We start from the raw sequence: 17,116 nt of genomic DNA, 5'->3' as shown, positions 1-17,116 counted from the left end.
GCCGGGCCCCGGAGGGGGACTTGCAGCGCCCCCCGCAACCGGACCCACCCCGCCATCCCACGGATACCCAGCTGTTGCTGTTGCTGTTGCTGTTGCTGTTGCTTCGACCTTCACCTCCGCAGGTGCAGGGCCCAGCCCTGCATCGACCACCCCCTACTTCTTCAGGAAGTTGTCCACCAGCAGATGCTTCACGTCGTCGAAGCGGCCGTTCAATACCGCCTTGGCCGCATACAGCGCCGTGCCGGCGACCTGCTTGGCCTCGATCTGTGGTGGCATCACCAGCTCGGCGCGGCTGGTGTGCACATCCAGCAATGCCGGGCCGCGCTGCGCCAGGAAATCCTGCACCGCTTCCTCCAGATCCTCGCTGCGGGTGACCGTGCGGCCATGGAAGCCGATCACTTCGGCCAGGCGGCCGAAGTCCGGGTTCTTCAGATCGGTGTAGTTGTCCAGAAGGCCTTCCACCTTCTGCTCCAGCTCGACGAAGTTCAGCGAGCCGTTGTTGAACACCACCACCTTGATCGGCAGATTCTCCTGTACCGCGGTCAACAGGTCGCCCAGCAGCATTGCCAGGCCACCATCGCCGGACAGTGAAATCACCTGCCGGCCGGGGAAGGCCTTCTGCAGTCCCAGCGCCTGCGGCATCGCGTTGGCCATCGTGCCGTGCAGCAGGCTGGTCAGCGTGCGGCGGCGGCCGTTCACGCGGATATGGCGCAGCACCCACACCATCGGCGAGCCGCCGTCGGCGGTGAACAGTGCATCCTCGGTAGCGTGCTTCGAGAGCAGCGCGGTCAGGTGCTGCGGATGGATCAATTCGCCTTCGCCCGGCTGCTCTTCCTGTTCGCGCTTCTTCAGCGCCTTGTCGCGATGCTCGATGCACTCGTCCAGGAAACTGCCGTCCTCGCGCGGCGGCAGCATCGGCAGCAATGCATCCAGCGTCGGTGCGATATCGCCGACCACGCCGAGGTTCACCGGGTGGCGGCGGCCAAGGTGGCTGCCATCGCGGTCGACCTGGATGATGGTGGCCTTGTCCGGGTAGAACTGGCCCCAGGCGAAGTCGGCGCCGAGCAGCAGCAGCGTGTCGCACTCCATCAGCGTGTGGAAGCCGGACTCGATGCCGAAGATGCCGGTCATGCCCATGTTGTACGGGTTGTCCGGCTCGACGAAATCCTTCGCGCGCGAGGTATGCGCGATCGGGGCCTGCAAGCGCCGGGCCAGCTCCAGCAGCTGCGCGTGCGCGCCCTGGCAACCGGCACCGGCGTAGATGCCGATGCGCTTGCCCTGCCCCAGCAGCTCAGCGATGCGCTGCAGTTCGGCGTCGGAGGGGCGCAGTACCGGCTGAGTGTAATGCACCGAGAACGGCACATCGTGCTTCACCTCGGCCTGGCTGATATCGGCCGGCAGGATCACCACCGCCACGCCACGGCGGCTGATCGCGGCCTGGCAGGCCAGGGCCACCACGCGTCGCGCCTGCTCCGGGCTGTGCACCTGCTCGCAGAACACCGTGCAGCTGCCATAGACCGCCTTGAAATCCACTTCCTGCGGGAATTCCATGCCCAGCTCGCTGGTCACCACCTGGCTGGCGATCAGCACCATCGGCGCACGGTTGCGGTTGCTCTCGAACACGCCATTGATGAAGTGCAGGCCACCGGGACCACAGGAACCCGCGCAGGCGGTCAACTCGCCGCTCACCAGCGAATCGGCGCCGGCAGCGAATGCGGCCACTTCTTCATGGCGCACGTGCACCCAGGCGATCTCGCTGCCATGCATCGCATCGGTCACATGGTTGAGCGTATCGCCCACGATGCCGTAGCAACGGCGGACACCGGCCTGCTGCAGGGCGTCCACCACGATTTCGGCTACGCGCTTGCTCATCGGATACATCCTCGAACGGGGGAACCCCCGAGGCTAGACCCGATGAAGTGATGCCTCCGCAAAAAAAGGGGACGGAGGGAATTAAGTCGCTTGTGCCACAAACGACTTAATTCCCTCCGTCCCCTTTTAGTCGTTGACGTTGATCCAGCCCAGCACGTCGCCGTGATTCGGGCTGCGATAGCGCAGCTTCACCCAGCCGTTCTGTTCATCCTGCAATTCCACGCGATCGCCCTGCACCAGGTAACGCTTGGTGCTGGACGCACCAGGCCGGTCGAACAGGAACAGCCGCGCGGGTACCACGGTGGCCTGCTGGCCGCGCAACGGTCCATCCGGCGGTGCGCCCAGGCCATCGGCAATGGCACTTTCCAGCACACGGCCGGCGGGATCATAGGTGCGCCAGATGGCCAGCGGACCCTGCTCGTCGGTCTGCTCCCACTGCAGCGCGGCGTTCAATGTGTCGCCCAGCATCAACACGCGCTCGGCGCGGTACAGGTAGAGCTTCGCACCCGCGAACCGGTACTGGTCGGCGTACCACATCGGCCCGCTGCGGCAACTGCTGGTGAGGGTGCGGGTGGCAACGTCCACGCTCAGACCCATCAGATCACCGCAGCTGTCCTTGCCGTGGGTGTCGGCCTGCAGCACGCGATACGAAGCACTGGCCGGATCGAACCGATACACCGTCACCGCTTCATTGACCATGCCCACCGAGGCGCGTGCGACCAGTTCCGGGTAGCCATCGAAATCGACGTCCTCCAGACCCCAGCGCGAATTGCCGTCGGCATCCGCCGCGCCCGCCAGCGTCTGGCGCTTTCCCGACGGCGACAGCTGCACGGCGATGCTGCCATCCTGCTGGGGATCGGCGTGCGCCTGCACGTGCGCGGCCACCTGGAACCGCAGTGTTTCGATGTCGTCGCCACTGGCCTGCGCCGACGGTGCCAGCGTGCCGGCCAACACCAGGCCCAGCAGGCATTCCCTGTGTTTCATCATCGGTCCTTGTGGCACCGCGGTGGCGCCTTCAGCTCAGAACGATACCTCGACCGGCTGCCGCGACCACAGCACCGACTGATGCCTGGTCTGCTGCTTCCACGCCAGGCGGATCGCTTCGATATCGGCGCGGCGCTGCGGGGTGTCCTCATGCAGCACCACCAGCACCTTGGTGCGCAGGCGGTTGGGCGCGGCATCGCCGCGGAACAGCCACTGGCCATAGGCATCGAACACGGTCAGGCCATCCGGGAAGCGCGGGGTCACTTCCTTGTCCAGGAAGGTGCGCCACTGCGCGTCGCTGATGGTGTCGGCCTGCGGGCGGTTGCCGGCGCCCTGCTCCTCGCCCACGCCGAAGTACAGCTCGCTGCGCACCCAGCCGTGCGCGGAAGACGGGCGCGCGGCGTCGCCCTTCAGTTCGGCGGTAGTGGCCGTGGCATAGGCGCTGGGCGCCTGCGATGAGAGGCTGGCGCAGCCGCTGGTGGCCAACAGCACGGCGAAGACGAGGCCAAGGTGTTTCATCGGTACAGCTCCGGGGAAGGGGGACAAGGCGAGCCGGCAGCGTACAGCGCCACCGGCCCGGCGTGCTGATGCCAACCGGGCATCAGCTCATGCCGGACCGGCAGGGGCTTGCATCCGCACCGGTCATCACGCGAAGATAATATATCGCTTCATCCGGATGGATGTAAGTGAAACTATCTCCCCTTCCCCCGTCGTCGTTGTTGCTGGAGCCCCCATGTCCGCCCGCCTGCCCGCGTCGCCGCTCGGCCTCGCCATCGCCCTCGCGCTTTCCTCCGCGGCCGCCCCGGCCCTGGCCCAGGACGCCACCAACCTGGATACGGTGATCGTTACCGGCACCCGTGCCGCCGACCGCACCGTGCTCGAATCCACCTCGCCGGTGGATGTGCTCACCGCCGAGGACATCCGCAAGGCGGGCGTGGTCAACGGTGAGCTGGGCAGCGCGCTGCAGGCGCTGCTGCCGTCGTTCAACTTCCCGCGCCAGTCCAACTCCGGTGGCGCCGACCATGTGCGCGCTGCGCAGTTGCGTGGCCTGTCGCCGGACCAGGTGCTAGTGCTGGTCAACGGCAAGCGCCGCCACCACACCGCGCTGGTCAACACCGACAGCAAGATCGGCAAGGGCACCACCCCGGTCGATTTCAATTCGATTCCGGTCAGCGCGATCAAGCGCATTGAAGTGCTGCGCGATGGCGCCGGGGCGCTGTACGGCTCGGACGCCGTGGCCGGCGTGATCAACGTGATCCTCGACAACGGCGGTGACGGCGGCGAGATCGAGGCGAGCTACGGTGCCAACCACACCGACCTCAAGCCGATCGGCCGCACCCTCACCGATGGCCAGACCGGCAACCTCAGCGCCAAGGTCGGCACCTCGCTGGGCGAAGACGGCGGCTTCCTGCGCGTCGGCCTGGAATACAAGCACCGCAACGGTACCAACCGCGCCGGCTTCGACCAGATTCCGCCGTGGGACCAGACTCCGGACAACCTGGTGCTGCAGGGCAAGCGCAACTATGTGCTGGGCGATGGCAAGAGCAAGGACATCAACCTGTGGCTGAACACCGAGATCCCGATGGGCCAGACCTCGACGTTCTACGCGTTCGGTACCTTCAACCAGCGGGATACCGAAGGCGCGAACTACTTCCGCTATCCCGATGGCGATGCCAACTGGAAGCAGGTCTATCCGAACGGCTACCGACCGATCTCCGAAGGCGAGAACCGCGACGTACAGGCCGTGGCCGGCGTGCGCGGCCAGTGGGGCGAGTGGAGCTACGACGGCAGCCTGGATTATGGCCAGAACGACTTCACCTACCGCCTGCGCGATTCGCTCAACGCCTCGCTGGGCCCGACCAGCCCGACCCGCTTCAAGACCGCCGATTACCAGTACGCACAGACGGTGGGCAATCTCGATCTGAGCCGCGTGTTCACCCAGAGCGACAGCATCAGCCACACGCTGGGCCTGGGCGTGGAAGCACGCCATGAGCGCTACCAGACCCGCCCCGGCGACCCGGCCAGCTATGCGGCCGGCCCGTACACCGACCGCCCGACCGGTTCACAGGCCGGTGGTGGCCTGACCCCGCAGGATGCGGCGCGCCTGTCGCGCGATGTGGCCAGTGCCTATGCCAGCCTGTCCAGCCAGTTCGGCGAGAAGTTCTCCACCGACCTGGCCGCGCGCTACGAGCACAACGACGACTTCGGCGGCGAACTGACCGGCAAGCTCGGCCTGCGCTATGAGTTCACCCCGGCGTTCGCGTTGCGTGGCGCCATCTCCAACAACTTCCGCGCGCCGTCGCTGGCACAGATCGGCTACGAGTCCACCTCCACCGGCTACAACGCAGGTGGCCAGCTGGTGCAGGGCCGCCTGCTGTCAGTCAACAATCCGATCGCACGCGGCCTGGGGGCGCAGAACCTGAAACCAGAGAAATCGCTGAACACCTCGCTCGGTTTCACCAGCCGCATCGGCGAGCATTTCGACCTTTCGCTGGACTTCTTCCAGATCGACATCGATGACCGCATTGCACTGTCGGAGAGCATCACCGGTGATGCACTGACCGACTACGTGGCCGCCAACTACGGCGTCAGCGGCCTGCAGAGCGCCAGCTTCTTCATCAACGCCGCCGACACCCGCACCCGTGGCGCCGAGCTGGTGAGCAACTGGCGCCAGTCGCTGGGCGATGGCCAGCTGCTGCTGACCGGCACCTATGCGTATACCAAGACCACGCTGAAGAACGTGCTGGCCACCCCGGCCCAGCTGCGCGCGCTGAATCCGGACTACGTGCTGTTCGGCATCGAAGAGACCAACACGCTGACCGACGCCACGCCGCGCACGCGTGGTAGTTTCTCGGCCGCATGGAGCAACGACCACTGGTCGCTGAGCACCCGCGTGAACCGCTATGGCAGCGCCACCCGCGTGTTCAACTTCGGTGAGGGCTACATCCCGCGCCAGACCTACCAGGCCGAGTGGCAGCTGGATGCGGAAGTCGAATACCGCATCACCCCGCAGTGGAGCGTGGCTCTCGGCGGGCAGAACCTGACCGACAACTATCCGGATCGATCCAACAGCGATATTCACTACTTCGGCAACCTGCCGTACGACGTGCTGTCGCCGATCGGCAGCAACGGTGCGTACTACTACGGCCGCGTCCGCTATACGTTCTGATTCACCAGCCCGGTAGTGGCGGCCGCGGCCCCCCCACCGCAGGGTGCATCCAAGGACTGACACGTTGCCGGCCAGCGGCCGGCACTACCCCGATCCGTAGCCTGCCCTCGACCCCACGTACACGCCCACGCTGGCAAGCTGGGCGTCATGGCTGAACCGCTCCCCCTGCGTCCGCCGCCGCCATTGCTGGATGACGCCTGCGCGTTGTTCCTTGATGTCGACGGCACCCTGATTGAATTCGCTGCACGCCCGGATGCCGTGCAGCTGCTGCCGGATGTGCGCGAAGCCATCGGCCGCATCAGCGACCGCCTGGAAGGTGCCGTGGCACTGGTCAGTGGTCGCCCGCTCGAACAGCTGGATCAACTGTTCGCTCCGCTGCAACTGCCTGCTGCGGGCCTGCATGGCCATGAACTGCGTGGGCAGGATGGTCGCGTACTGCGCGACGAACACGACGACGACACCGCCGAATGGCTGCACGCACTGCACCAGCAGGCGATGCGCTTCGCCCACGGCCATCCCGGCGTGCTGGTGGAAGACAAGGGTGTCGGCCTGGCCCTGCACTGGCGCGGCGCGCCGCATGCAGCCAGGGACGTCCGCGCCTTCGCCGACCGCCACGTGCGGGGCCGTGCCAGCTACCGCCTGCAACCCGGCGACCATGTAGTCGAATTCGTGCCCGTCGGCACCGACAAGGGCCGTGCGGTGCTTCGGATGATGCAGTACCTGCCCTTCCGCGGTCGCCTGCCGGTGTTCCTCGGCGATGACCTGACCGATGAGTTCGGTTTCGATGCCGCCAACGGCCAGCATGGCTGGAGCGTGCTGGTGGGCGAACGTGAACCCAGCGCGGCGGTGTTCGCGCTGCCCGACATACGCAGCGTGCACGCCTGGCTGCGTGAGAATGCCTATTGACCCGGCCAACCCCCACGGCCGCAACCGAGATGTACCGCGTGATGACCCAACCCGATCTTGATCTGGGCGTGGTCGGCAACGGCAGCTTCGGCGCCCTGGTCGACAAACGTGCCCGCGTTGTCTGGAGCTGCCTGCCCACCTTCGACGGCGACCCTACCTTCTGTGCGCTGCTCGGCCCCAACCAGCAGACCGGTGGCGACTTCGCCATCGAGCTGGAAGACTTCGCCAGCAGCGAGCAGGAATACCTGACCAACACGGCGATCCTGCGCACCGTGCTGCGCGACATGCACGGCGGCGAACTGGAAATCCTCGACTTCGCCCCACGCTGGCGCCAGAACGACCGTTTCTACCGCCCGGTCAGCCTGATCCGCCAGGTGCGTCCGCTGGCTGGCAGCCCGCGCATCACCGTACGCGCACGCCCGCTGGCGGACTGGGGCGCGCGCGTTCCGGAATCCACCTGGGGCAGCAACCATGTGCGCTGGGTGCTGCCCGAACACGTGCTGCGGCTGACCACCGACGTGCCGGTGCGCTTCGTGCGCGACGGCCTGCCGTTCGTGCTCAACCATCCCATCCACCTGATCCTGGGCGTGGATGAATCGCTCAACCGTTCGATCAGCGGCTATGTGCAGGAGGCCTTCCAGCGTACCCGCGATTACTGGCGCGAATGGGTGCGCTACCTGTCCATTCCCCTGGAATGGCAGGACGCGGTGATCCGCAGTGCGATCACGCTGAAGCTGTGCCAGTACGAGGACAGCGGCGCGATCATCGCGGCGATGACCACCTCCATTCCTGAAGCCCCCGGCAGCGTGCGCAACTGGGATTACCGCTACTGCTGGCTGCGTGATGCCGCGTTCGTGGTGCGTGCATTGAACCGCCTCGGCGCCACGCGCACGATGGAACAGTTCCTCGGCTACATCTTCAACCTGGCCACCACCGACGGTACGCTGCAACCGCTGTACGGCATCGGCTTCGAAGCCAAGCTGGACGAGGATGAGGTCCCCAGCCTGTCCGGCTACCGCGGCATGGGCCCGGTACGACGCGGCAATCTGGCCTGGGTGCAGCGCCAGCACGATGTCTACGGCAGCGTCGTGCTGGCGTCCACGCAGCTGTTCTTCGACCGGCGCCTGCAGGACCCGGGTGATGCGCACACCTTCGCCCGCCTCGAACCCCTCGGCGAGCAGGCCTTCGCCCTGCACGACGTACCCGATGCCGGCCTGTGGGAGTTCCGCGGCCGCACCGAGGTACACACCTACACCAGCGCGATGTGCTGGGCCGCCTGCGACCGCCTGTGCAAGATCGCCGTGCGGCTGAAGCGCGATGACCGCGCCCACTACTGGCGCACACGTGCCGACACCATCCACGCGCGCATCATGGCCGAATCGTGGAGCGAAGAGCTGGGCCACTTCACCGATACCTTCGGTGGCCATCGCCTGGACGCCTCGCTGCTGCTGCTGGCCGACATCGGCTTCATCGACGCGATGGACGCCCGCTTCATCGCCACCGTCGAAGCCATCGGCCGTGACCTCAAGCACGGCAATTCGCTGTACCGGTATGTCGCTCCGGATGACTTCGGTGAGCCGGAAACCAGCTTCACCATCTGCACGTTCTGGTACATCGACGCACTGGCCGCCATCGGGCGCCTGGACGAGGCGCGCGAGATGTTCGAGCTGCTGCTGAAGCAGCGCAATCACCTGGGCCTGCTGTCGGAGGATCTGGCCTTCGACACCGGCGAGGCTTGGGGTAACTTCCCGCAGACCTATTCGCATGTCGGCCTGATCACCGCCGCGATGCGCCTGTCGCGGTCCTGGCAGGAGGCATCGTGAGTCGTCTGGTCGTGGTATCAAATCGTGTGGCCGTGCCCGGCGAGAACCGCGCAGGCGGCCTGGCGGTCGGCCTGCTGGCCGCCCTGAAGGAGCGCGGCGGCCTGTGGTTCGGCTGGAGCGGCAAGACCGTAAAGGAAGGCAGCGGCACGCTGCACCGGCAGAAGGATGGTGACATCGACTACGTCACCATGGACCTGAGCAAGCGCGAGGTCGATGGCTACTACAATGGTTTCGCCAACCGCACGCTGTGGCCATTGCTGCACTTCCGGCTGGACCTGGTCGACTACGACCGCGGCACCCGCGAGACCTACCACAAGGTCAATGCGCTGTTCGCCGACAAGCTCGCACCATTGCTGCGCGAGGACGACATCGTCTGGATCCACGACTACCACCTGATCCCGCTCGGCGCACTGCTGCGCGAGCGCGGCATCGGCTGCCGCATCGGCTTCTTCCTGCACATTCCGATGCCGTCGGCCGACCTGCTGCAGGCCATGCCCGACCACCTGCGGTTGTTCTCCGCGCTGTACGCCTACGACCTGGTCGGCTTCCAGACCCAGCGCGATGCCGATCGCTTCCAGACGTACCTGCGCCTGTTCGGTGGTGGCCGCGTGCTCGACAACGGTGAGCTGGAAGCACCCGGTGGGCGCCGATTCCGCGCGGCGGCTTTCCCGATCGGCATCGACACCGACCTGATCGCACGCCAGGCCGGCACCGCCGCGACCAAGGCCGCAGTGAAGAACCTGCGCAGCAGCCTGCGGGACCGTCAGCTGGCGATTGGCGTGGATCGCCTGGATTACTCCAAGGGCCTGCCCGAACGCTTCCTCGGCTTCGAACGCTACCTGCAGCGTCACCCCGACCAGCGCGGCTCGCTCACCTACCTGCAGATTGCGCCGGTCTCGCGCGGCGATGTCACCGAGTACCGACAGCTGCGCAGCCAACTGGAACAGATCGCCGGCCACATCAACGGTGGCCACGCCGAGCCGGACTGGACGCCACTGCGCTACGTCAACCAGAACTTCACCCATGCCACGCTCACCGGCTTCTACCGAGCGGCGGCGGTCGGCCTGGTCACGCCGCTGCGCGATGGCATGAACCTGGTGGCCAAGGAATACGTGGCCTCGCAGGACCCGGAGGATCCCGGCGTGCTGGTGCTGTCACTGCTGGCCGGCGCCGCCGACGAACTGAAGCAGGCACTGCTGGTGAACCCGCACGACCTCGACGGCGTGGCCGACGCGATCGCCACCGCAGCGACGATGTCACTGAGCAGGCGCAAGGAACGCTGGCACGCGATGATGGAACATCTGCGCACCTACGACATCAACCACTGGCGCCGCAGCTACCTCGACGCGCTGGAAGGCTGAAGAAAAAAGGGGACGGAGGGGATTAAGTCGTTTATGCACAAACGACTTAATCCCCTCCGTCCCCTTTTTCGTCAATCCAGGAACCGCGCGGCCTGTTCCGGTGCGGGTAGATGGCAGGTGTCATGCCGACCGAACCAGCGGTAGCGGTTGCGTGCCAGCGCGCGATACGCCGCATCACGCCAGCCGCGCGGCACGAGCCGCAGCACGCCGGCCAGGCGCCAGGCGCCGCCCAGCCCCGCAAGTACGCGCAGGATCGCATCGGTATCGGTCCAGGCCCCCTGTGCGTCCAGCAGCAGGAACGACATCGGGTCCTGCGGATCCAGCCCGTGCGCGCGCAGCATCGCGCTGCCCTTCTGCCCCTGCATCGCTGCAAAGCGGTAGCGCCCCCTGCGGTCGAAACGCAGCAGGAACCGAACCCAGCGATTGCACAGTGCGCACACGCCATCGAACACGACCACCGCGCTGCCAGCCTCGGCGGCAGCGTCACTGCGGTTCGAGCCAACCTTCATAGCGGATCAGGGCTCCGGCCCAGGGCAGCGTCACATCGACCAGGAAAGTGTAGCGCTCGCCCTGCCAGGCTTCACGGCAGCGCACACCGCCGAACCAACGCGTCGGCAGCGGCAGCAGCCCGAACGCCCAGACCCGACGCACCGACCAGTCGATACCACCGTCGCGGGCCTGCAGCGCGAACTCGAAGCGCACCGCGCCCAGTTGCTCGCGCAGATACCCTTCGTGCGCCCACAGCCGCGACACCATTGACCAGCGGCCGAACCGCCGCGCCCACTGCTCGCCCTGCCGGTAGCGGTTGAACGCCACCTCGGTGGGCAGCGCGTCACCGTCCTGTGGCAACCGCGCCAACGCAGCCAGCAGCGGCACCAGCCAGTGCCGCCCCCTCACGATGCAGGCCTGCCCTGCGTAGCGGCACGGCAACGGCGCGGCATGCAGCGCCTGCACCGGTCCTGCCAGGGTGGCAAAGGCCGGCCCCAGCACACGCGCGAACAGCGGCGCAGTCAGGGCGCGATCCAGGCCAGGGTCGCCATGCGCCCGGTGCGACGATCGCGCCGATGCGAATACAGGTCCGGGTCGGCCATCGTCGACACCGTGCCACCATACACCTGTGCCGGGTCCATCCCCGCAGACTGCAGGCGCTGCCGCGCCAGCGCGAACAGGTCCACCTTCCAGTGTCCGGGACGGGTCGCGACGAACGCCCGCTCAGCAGCGGGATCATGGCCGACGAAGGCGTGATAGACCTCCTCGCCGATCTCATAGTCGGACGGCCCGGCGGCCGGGCCCAACCAGGCCCGCAGCTGCGCCGGCGGCGTCTGCAGGGCGGCCACCGTGGCCTCCAGCATGCCGTCGGCCAGCCCCCGCCAGCCGGCATGGGCCGCGCCCACCTCGCTGCCGTCCGCGGCGGCGAACACCACCGGCAGGCAGTCGGCGGTCAGGATCGCCAGCACCACGCCCGGCACCGAGGTTACCGCCGCGTCGGCCACCGGCTCGCTCGCGCCGGGCACCGGCGGTGCATCGAAGCGCAGCACGGTGCTGCTGTGCACCTGGCGCAGCCAGTGCGGTGCCGACGGCAGCGCCAGCCCCTGCTGCAGCAGCTGGCGGTTGTGCTCAACGTTGGCTGGGGTATCACCATCGGCCGCGTGCCGGTTGCCCAGGTTGAACTGCGCGAACGGCGCCGGCGAGATGCCCGCACCGTGCCGGCGCGTGGTCAGCGCATGGACGCCTGCGGGCGCCGGCCAGTCGGCCTGCAGCAACGGCAGCGCGGCCGCCATCACCAGCGGTCCCGCTCGCGGGCGGCGAAGGCTTCGCTGTCTTCGCGCAGCACCTTCATCAGGTGCAGCATGTCCTCCGGCACCGGCGCGGTGTTGCGCACCGGTTCACCGGTGATCGGGTGCATGAACTCCAGGGTCTCGGCGTGCAGGGCCTGGCGCTTGAAGCCGCGCAGCGCGGCCACCAGCTCGTCGCTGGCACCCTTGGGCAGCTTCAGCGCGCCGCCATACAGCGGGTCGCCGATGATCGGATGGCGAACGTGCGCCATGTGCACGCGGATCTGGTGGGTACGGCCGGTTTCCAGGCGGCACTCCAGCGCGGTGTGTGCCCGGAAGCGCTCGCGTAGGCGGTAGTGGGTCACCGCTTCCTTGCCGTCCTCACGCACCGCCATCTTCAGGCGGTCGCGCGGGTGGCGGTCGATCGGGGCATCGGCTGTACCACCGGCCACCAAAGCGCCCATCACGATGGCCAGGTACTGACGGTGCACGTCACGTGCCGCCAGCTGCTCGACCAGCGCGGTCTGCGCTTCCAGGGTCTTGGCCACCACCATCACGCCGCTGGTGTCCTTGTCCAGGCGGTGCACGATGCCGGCGCGCGGCAGCACCGCCACCGACGGATCGCGGAACAGCAGCGCGTTGACCAGGGTGCCGCTGTGGTTGCCGGCACCCGGATGGACCACCAGGCCCACCGGCTTGTTGATCACCAGCAGGTGCTCGTCCTCGAACAGCACGTCCAGCGGGATGTCCTCCGGCTGGGCATCGGTCTGGGTTTCCAGCACCGCGTTGAGGGTCACCACCTCGCCGCCGCGCAGCGGATCGCGCGGGCGCACCTGGGCACCGTCCAGCAGGACCTCCCCGGCCTTGATCCACTCGGTCAACCGCGAGCGCGAGTATTCGGGGAACAGTTCGGCCACGACCGCGTCGAAACGGCGGCCGGCGGCGGTGTCGGGGACGATGGCCTGGCGGGCCGATTCAGAGGGTTGTTCAGACATGGCAGGGGGCATTCTTTGAAATTTTGGGGTCCCGGCGGCCGGTTTCAGTCGCTGGACAGGACACTAGGCTATCATCGACCCTTCGTATTCCAGCCGCGTCCCGCCTCGACCCCATGATCCGACGCTCCGCCATGCTCTCCGCGCCCGTCCGCCTCACCGCCCTGCTGCTGGTGCTGGTCATCGCCGCAACCGGCTGCCATCGCGGCGCCAAGAAGGGTGATCGCCCCGATGAAGGCGTGCCGGTCGAACAGCTGTACGAGAAAAGCTACAAGCTGATGCAGGGCGGCAACTGGAGCGGCGCGGAAGCCAGCTTCCGCCGTCTGGTGGCCCAGTATCCGTACGGTCCGTACACCGAGCAGGCGATGATCGAAACCGCCTACGCCCAGTACAAGGCCGGCAAGCACGATGACGCGGTGTCCAGCATCGACCGCTTCATCCGTACCTACCCGACCCACCGCAACGTTGCCTATCTGTACTACCTGCGCGGCCTGGCCAACTCCAACCGCAGTACGGTTTTCCTGCGCCGCGTATGGTCGCTGGATGCCAGCCGCCGCGACCTGTCCACGCCGCACCAGGCGTACTCGGACTTCAACATCGTGGTTGATCGTTACCCGAACAGCCGCTACGCCGCCGATGCGCGCCAGCGCATGCTGGAGCTGCGTGACGTGTTCGCCCAGCACGAGCTGGACAACGCGCTGTACTACATGCGCCGCGGCGCCTGGGTGTCAGCCGTGGGCCGCGCCAACTACCTGCTGGAAACCTACCCGCAGAGCGCCTTCCAGTACGACGCCGTGGCCGTGCTGGCCGATTCCTACACCCACCTGGGCAACAAGACCCTGGCCGACGACGCCCGCCGCGTCCTGCAGCTGAACCAGCCGGACCACCCGTGGCTGGAAGGCAAGTGGCCGAAGTACCCGTGGATGATCCGCAAGCTGAACCCGTTCGCCGGCGAGAAGTCCGCCAGCACCGGCCAGCGCAACGCGCGACTGGAAAAGAAGTAAGCGAGGGCCCCGAAAGGGGCCCTTCTTCTTTGTAGAGTCAAGCCATGCTCGACTGCTTTCCTCGTCCGCCTCCCCGCGCCGGGGCCGGCACCTAGGAATGCTACGAATCCACGGCGGATGCGACGCCGGTCGCAGCCTGCCCGGGCACGGCCATCCACACTGCAGCGCCACGGCCACACCGGCCATCACGGAGCGCCCCATGGCCCGTCTGCCCTGCTGCAGTATCCGCCCTCTGTCCTGCCTCCTCGCCATCGCGCTGCTGGCGCTGACCTCGGCGCCGCCGGCCGCCGCACAGGACGCAGCGGGCGAACTGCTGTCCGCAGCCCCCTATCGCGCCACCTGGGTGCCGTCCCAGGCCGCCCAGGCCTACAAACTGCACTACCGCACCCCTGACCACCGCGGGCAGCTGGCCGAAGGCACCGGCCTGCTGTACCTGCCCGCCGGCACGCCGCCCCTCGGCGGTTGGCCGGTGGTGTCGTGGGCGCATGGCACCCAGGGCATTGCGGATCGTTGTGCGCCCTCGGTCTCCGGCCCCTACCAACCCGAACGCGACGGGCGCTTTCTCGATCGGTTCCTGGCACAGGGCTATGCAGTGGTCGCCGCGGATTACCAGGGCCTCGGAAGCTCAGGCGACCATGCCTATCTGCATGTGCGCACTGCCGCGCGCAACGCCATCGACATGATCAAGGCCAGCCGCCAGTACCTCGGCAACGGGACGCTGTCGCCGCGCTGGGTCTCGGTCGGCCATTCGCAGGGTGGTGCCGCCGCGCTCACGGCAGGCCACATCGCCCCCACCTATGGCGGACCGTCGCTGCAGTACCGCGGCAGCTTCACCACCGGCACGCCCACCGCAGTCGAACTGACCGCGCTGGTGATGAAGCCGGACAACCGCACCGCCAATCCGGGCGCGCTCAACGCGTATCACGCGTATCTGCTCGATGGCCTGCTGCAGGTCGCCCCGCAGATCGACCGCGTCCTCAGCGATGAAGGCCGCGCGCGGGTGGCGGTGGCACGCGAGCAGTGCCTGGGCGAACTGGCCACCACGCTGGACGGCGCCGACACCGGCAGCATGTTCACTGAGCCGCTGGCCAGCGTGCCGGGCATCTGGGCGGTGCTGTACGACTATCTCGGCGTACCGCGCCGCGGCTTCAGCCAACCGCTGATGTTGGGCCATGGCAGCCAGGACCGCGATGTGCCCTACCTGACCACCCTGCTGTACGCCGCTGGGCTGGCCCTGCGAGGCGAGCCGGTCGCGTTCCGGCGCTACCCCGTCGACCACCGGGGCACGCTGGACGCAGCGGCGGCCGATGGCCTGCGGTTCGTACGTGCGCGACTGGGGGACGATCCCTTCAACGACGCTGCGGAAACCGCCGGTCTCGAACAGTTGCTCGACGGAGTCCGGTAGATCCACGCCAAGCGTGGATGATCTTCGACCATCGTGCGGACCAAGCTCCGCACCCACCGGGGAGGGGCCAACGGGTTGTCGGCCAGCGGCCGGCACGACCCGCCAAGCGCTGCCTCAGCCCTTGTAGCCGTTACTGATCGGGTAGCGCCGCTCGCGGCCGAACGCGCGGCGCGAGACCTTCGGCCCCGGCGCGGCCTGGTGCCGCTTCCACTCGCTGATGCGCACCAGGCGCAGCACGCGGTCGACCACGGCTGCGTCGTAGCCGGCGGCCACGATCTCGCCGCGCGACTGCTCCTGGTCGATGTAGCGGTAGAGGATGCCGTCCAGCACGTCATAGGCCGGCAACGAGTCCTGGTCCAGCTGGTTCTCGCGCAGCTCGGCCGACGGCGGGCGGCTGATCACCGCCGGCGGGATCACCGGTGCGCCGCCCACGGTATTGCGCCACTTGGACAGGCCGAACACTTCGGTCTTGTACAGGTCCTTCAGTGGCGCATAGCCACCGCACATGTCGCCGTAGATGGTGGCGTAGCCGACCGCGTACTCACTCTTGTTGCCGGTGGTCAGCAACAGGCCACCGAACTTGTTGGCCAGCGCCATCAGGATCACGCCGCGGCTGCGCGACTGCAGGTTCTCTTCGGTCACGTCCGGCGCGGTGCCTTCGAACATCGGCGCCAGCGATTCCATCAGGCCCTTGAACGCCGGCTCGATCGACACAGCGTCAAGCTTCACCCCCAGCGCCCGGCACTGCTCGGCGGCCAGGTCGTTGGACAGGCCGGCGGTGTAGCGCGAGGGCAGGCGCACGGCGGTCACGTTCTCCGCGCCCATCGCATCCACGGCCAATGCCAGCACCAGGGCCGAGTCGATGCCACCGGAAAGGCCCAGCCACACCTTCCTGAAGCCGTTCTTGCGGCAATAGTCCTGGATGCCACGGGTCACCGCGCGCCAGGCCAGCGCGTCCATGCTCTCGTCGCCGTCGTCCATCCACACATGCGGCATGAAGCGGCGGGTCTCACCGTCATACTCCACCACCAGCCACTGGTCGACGAAGGCAGCAGCGGCCGGGTGCACCGTGCCATCACCATCCGCCACCACCGAAGCACCGTCGAACACCAGCGCATCCTGGCCGCCCACCACGTTGAGGTAAGCGATGGCCACCCCGCTCTCGCGGGTACGCGCGGCCAGCACGGCGTCGCGCTGCGCGTGCTTGCCACGCTCGTAGGGCGAAGCATTCGGCACCACCACCAGCTGCGCACCCGCGCGCGTGGTGTCGGCCAGCGGCTCGGCGAACCACAGGTCCTCGCAGATCAGCAGGCCGACCGGAATGCCATTGACCTCGAACACGCAGCTGCCACCATCCGGATCGACGTCGAAGTAGCGGCGCTCGTCGAAGACCGCGTAGTTGGGCAGTTCGCGCTTGCGGTAGGTCTGCTCGACCAGGCCGTCACGCAGTACGCTGGCAGCGTTGTAGACCACCGCGCCAGCCGCCTGCGGCCAGCCGACCACGGCGGTGATGCCACGGCAGGCGGTGGCGATGCGGGTCATCGCCTGCTCGCACTCGTACAGGAAACCCGGGCGCAGCAGCAGGTCCTCCGGCGGGTAGCCGCTCACCGCCAGCTCGGGGAACATCACCAGCTCGGCGCCGTACTCATCGCGCGCCTGGCCGATCATCTCGATGATGCGCTCGGTGTTGCCGGCGACGTCGCCGACTGGGAAGTCGAACTGCGCCATCGCGATGCGGATCGAAGCCATGGGAATCCAGCCTGTGGTTGCAATGCTTCCATTGTAACGCCGGGGTCAGATCCCTTTTGCATGGCAAAAGGGGTCT

The 17,116-nt window shown here is 67.5% G+C and carries 14 protein-coding genes; 6 read left to right on the top strand and 8 right to left on the bottom strand.

Going from position 1 to position 17,116, the window contains the following annotated elements; translation table 11 throughout:
- Positions 1 to 153 precede the first annotated feature (153 nt).
- The 3 genes from ACM0O9_RS07730 to ACM0O9_RS07720 all read right to left on the bottom strand — a co-directional run bounded on the left by ACM0O9_RS07730 (position 154) and on the right by ACM0O9_RS07720 (position 3,375).
- Positions 154 to 1,872 carry a thiamine pyrophosphate-dependent enzyme gene (locus ACM0O9_RS07730; protein WP_065185255.1) on the bottom strand — a complete coding sequence of 573 codons (1,719 nt, stop codon included), beginning with the start codon at positions 1,870 to 1,872 and terminating at the stop codon, positions 154 to 156.
- Between the two features lie 126 nt (positions 1,873 to 1,998).
- Positions 1,999 to 2,856, bottom strand: coding sequence for an XAC2610-related protein (locus ACM0O9_RS07725; RefSeq protein ID WP_235649158.1), 858 nt, complete (start codon positions 2,854 to 2,856; stop codon positions 1,999 to 2,001).
- A 36-nt stretch (positions 2,857 to 2,892) separates the two neighbouring features.
- A complete protein-coding gene (locus ACM0O9_RS07720) occupies positions 2,893 to 3,375 on the bottom strand; it encodes a DUF3574 domain-containing protein (RefSeq protein WP_021202058.1) in 483 nt (160 codons plus the stop codon).
- 214 nt (positions 3,376 to 3,589) lie between these two features.
- On the opposite strand from ACM0O9_RS07720, the gene ACM0O9_RS07715 reads away from it, so the two are divergent.
- The 4 genes from ACM0O9_RS07715 (at position 3,590) to otsA (ending at position 10,115) form a co-directional block, all read left to right on the top strand.
- On the top strand, positions 3,590 to 6,025 hold the full coding sequence (locus ACM0O9_RS07715) for a TonB-dependent receptor plug domain-containing protein (protein WP_414604171.1): 2,436 nt from the start codon (positions 3,590 to 3,592) through the stop codon (positions 6,023 to 6,025).
- A gap of 147 nt (positions 6,026 to 6,172) precedes the next feature.
- A complete protein-coding gene (gene otsB / locus ACM0O9_RS07710) occupies positions 6,173 to 6,931 on the top strand; it encodes a trehalose-phosphatase (RefSeq protein ID WP_061480563.1) in 759 nt (252 codons plus the stop codon).
- Positions 6,932 to 6,972: 41 nt separating this feature from the next.
- Positions 6,973 to 8,754, top strand: coding sequence for a glycoside hydrolase family 15 protein (locus ACM0O9_RS07705; protein WP_053499222.1), 1,782 nt, complete (start codon positions 6,973 to 6,975; stop codon positions 8,752 to 8,754).
- The gene (gene otsA / locus ACM0O9_RS07700) at positions 8,751 to 10,115 is read left to right on the top strand and encodes an alpha,alpha-trehalose-phosphate synthase (UDP-forming) (protein ID WP_065178921.1); all 1,365 of its coding nucleotides are present in this window, start codon (positions 8,751 to 8,753) and stop codon (positions 10,113 to 10,115) included. Before ACM0O9_RS07705 ends, otsA begins: the two co-directional genes overlap by 4 nt.
- A 71-nt stretch (positions 10,116 to 10,186) precedes the next feature.
- Here the strand turns inward: otsA and ACM0O9_RS07695 are convergent, their stop codons facing one another.
- Genes ACM0O9_RS07695 through rluD form a run of 4 tightly spaced genes read right to left on the bottom strand, consistent with a single transcriptional unit; the run spans position 10,187 to position 12,885 of the window.
- On the bottom strand, positions 10,187 to 10,624 hold the full coding sequence (locus ACM0O9_RS07695; RefSeq protein WP_005418590.1) for a thiol-disulfide oxidoreductase DCC family protein: 438 nt from the start codon (positions 10,622 to 10,624) through the stop codon (positions 10,187 to 10,189).
- Complete coding sequence (locus ACM0O9_RS07690) at positions 10,599 to 11,105, bottom strand: DUF4166 domain-containing protein (RefSeq protein WP_197599137.1); 507 nt, start codon at positions 11,103 to 11,105, stop codon at positions 10,599 to 10,601. The genes ACM0O9_RS07695 and ACM0O9_RS07690 overlap by 26 nt, the downstream gene beginning before the upstream one ends.
- A gap of 20 nt (positions 11,106 to 11,125) precedes the next feature.
- Entirely contained in the window at positions 11,126 to 11,896 is a 771-nt protein-coding gene (gene pgeF, locus ACM0O9_RS07685; RefSeq protein WP_061480570.1) for a peptidoglycan editing factor PgeF, read from the bottom strand.
- Positions 11,896 to 12,885 carry a 23S rRNA pseudouridine(1911/1915/1917) synthase RluD gene (gene rluD, locus ACM0O9_RS07680; RefSeq protein WP_083297626.1) on the bottom strand — a complete coding sequence of 330 codons (990 nt, stop codon included), beginning with the start codon at positions 12,883 to 12,885 and terminating at the stop codon, positions 11,896 to 11,898. The genes pgeF and rluD overlap by 1 nt, the downstream gene beginning before the upstream one ends.
- 113 nt (positions 12,886 to 12,998) lie before the next feature.
- Between rluD and ACM0O9_RS07675 the strand changes: the two genes are divergently transcribed.
- Both ACM0O9_RS07675 and ACM0O9_RS07670 read left to right on the top strand, forming a co-directional pair.
- On the top strand, positions 12,999 to 13,886 hold the full coding sequence (locus tag ACM0O9_RS07675) for an outer membrane protein assembly factor BamD (RefSeq protein WP_414604129.1): 888 nt from the start codon (positions 12,999 to 13,001) through the stop codon (positions 13,884 to 13,886).
- Positions 13,887 to 14,085: 199 nt separating this feature from the next.
- Entirely contained in the window at positions 14,086 to 15,291 is a 1,206-nt protein-coding gene (locus ACM0O9_RS07670; RefSeq protein ID WP_235649156.1) for a lipase family protein, read from the top strand.
- A gap of 114 nt (positions 15,292 to 15,405) precedes the next feature.
- Here ACM0O9_RS07670 and ACM0O9_RS07665 read toward each other — a convergent pair whose 3' ends face one another.
- Complete coding sequence (locus tag ACM0O9_RS07665; protein ID WP_188239670.1) at positions 15,406 to 17,040, bottom strand: NAD+ synthase; 1,635 nt, start codon at positions 17,038 to 17,040, stop codon at positions 15,406 to 15,408.
- Between the last annotated feature and the right edge of the window lie 76 nt (positions 17,041 to 17,116).

The sequence above is a fragment of the Stenotrophomonas sp. FR012 genome, assembly GCF_047520565.2.
Classification (GTDB): domain Bacteria; phylum Pseudomonadota; class Gammaproteobacteria; order Xanthomonadales; family Xanthomonadaceae; genus Stenotrophomonas; species Stenotrophomonas sepilia.
The sequence above is the reverse complement of the archived record's forward strand: the minus strand, read 5'-3'. Positions and strand labels throughout refer to the sequence as shown.

Bases quoted from the DNA above. Each gene is read 5' to 3' on its own strand.
- pgeF (WP_061480570.1), bottom strand. From the start codon at position 11,896: ATGGCGGCCGCGCTGCCGTTGCTGCAGGCCGACTGGCCGGCGCCCGCA.
- ACM0O9_RS07730 (WP_065185255.1), bottom strand. From the start codon at position 1,872: ATGAGCAAGCGCGTAGCCGAAATCGTGGTGGACGCCCTGCAGCAGGCC.
- ACM0O9_RS07675 (WP_414604129.1), top strand. From the start codon at position 12,999: ATGATCCGACGCTCCGCCATGCTCTCCGCGCCCGTCCGCCTCACCGCC.
- ACM0O9_RS07720 (WP_021202058.1), bottom strand. From the start codon at position 3,375: ATGAAACACCTTGGCCTCGTCTTCGCCGTGCTGTTGGCCACCAGCGGC.
- ACM0O9_RS07665 (WP_188239670.1), bottom strand. From the start codon at position 17,040: ATGGCTTCGATCCGCATCGCGATGGCGCAGTTCGACTTCCCAGTCGGC.
- ACM0O9_RS07670 (WP_235649156.1), top strand. From the start codon at position 14,086: ATGGCCCGTCTGCCCTGCTGCAGTATCCGCCCTCTGTCCTGCCTCCTC.
- ACM0O9_RS07705 (WP_053499222.1), top strand. From the start codon at position 6,973: ATGACCCAACCCGATCTTGATCTGGGCGTGGTCGGCAACGGCAGCTTC.
- ACM0O9_RS07695 (WP_005418590.1), bottom strand. From the start codon at position 10,624: ATGAAGGTTGGCTCGAACCGCAGTGACGCTGCCGCCGAGGCTGGCAGC.
- ACM0O9_RS07715 (WP_414604171.1), top strand. From the start codon at position 3,590: ATGTCCGCCCGCCTGCCCGCGTCGCCGCTCGGCCTCGCCATCGCCCTC.
- ACM0O9_RS07725 (WP_235649158.1), bottom strand. From the start codon at position 2,856: ATGAAACACAGGGAATGCCTGCTGGGCCTGGTGTTGGCCGGCACGCTG.
- rluD (WP_083297626.1), bottom strand. From the start codon at position 12,885: ATGTCTGAACAACCCTCTGAATCGGCCCGCCAGGCCATCGTCCCCGAC.
- otsB (WP_061480563.1), top strand. From the start codon at position 6,173: ATGGCTGAACCGCTCCCCCTGCGTCCGCCGCCGCCATTGCTGGATGAC.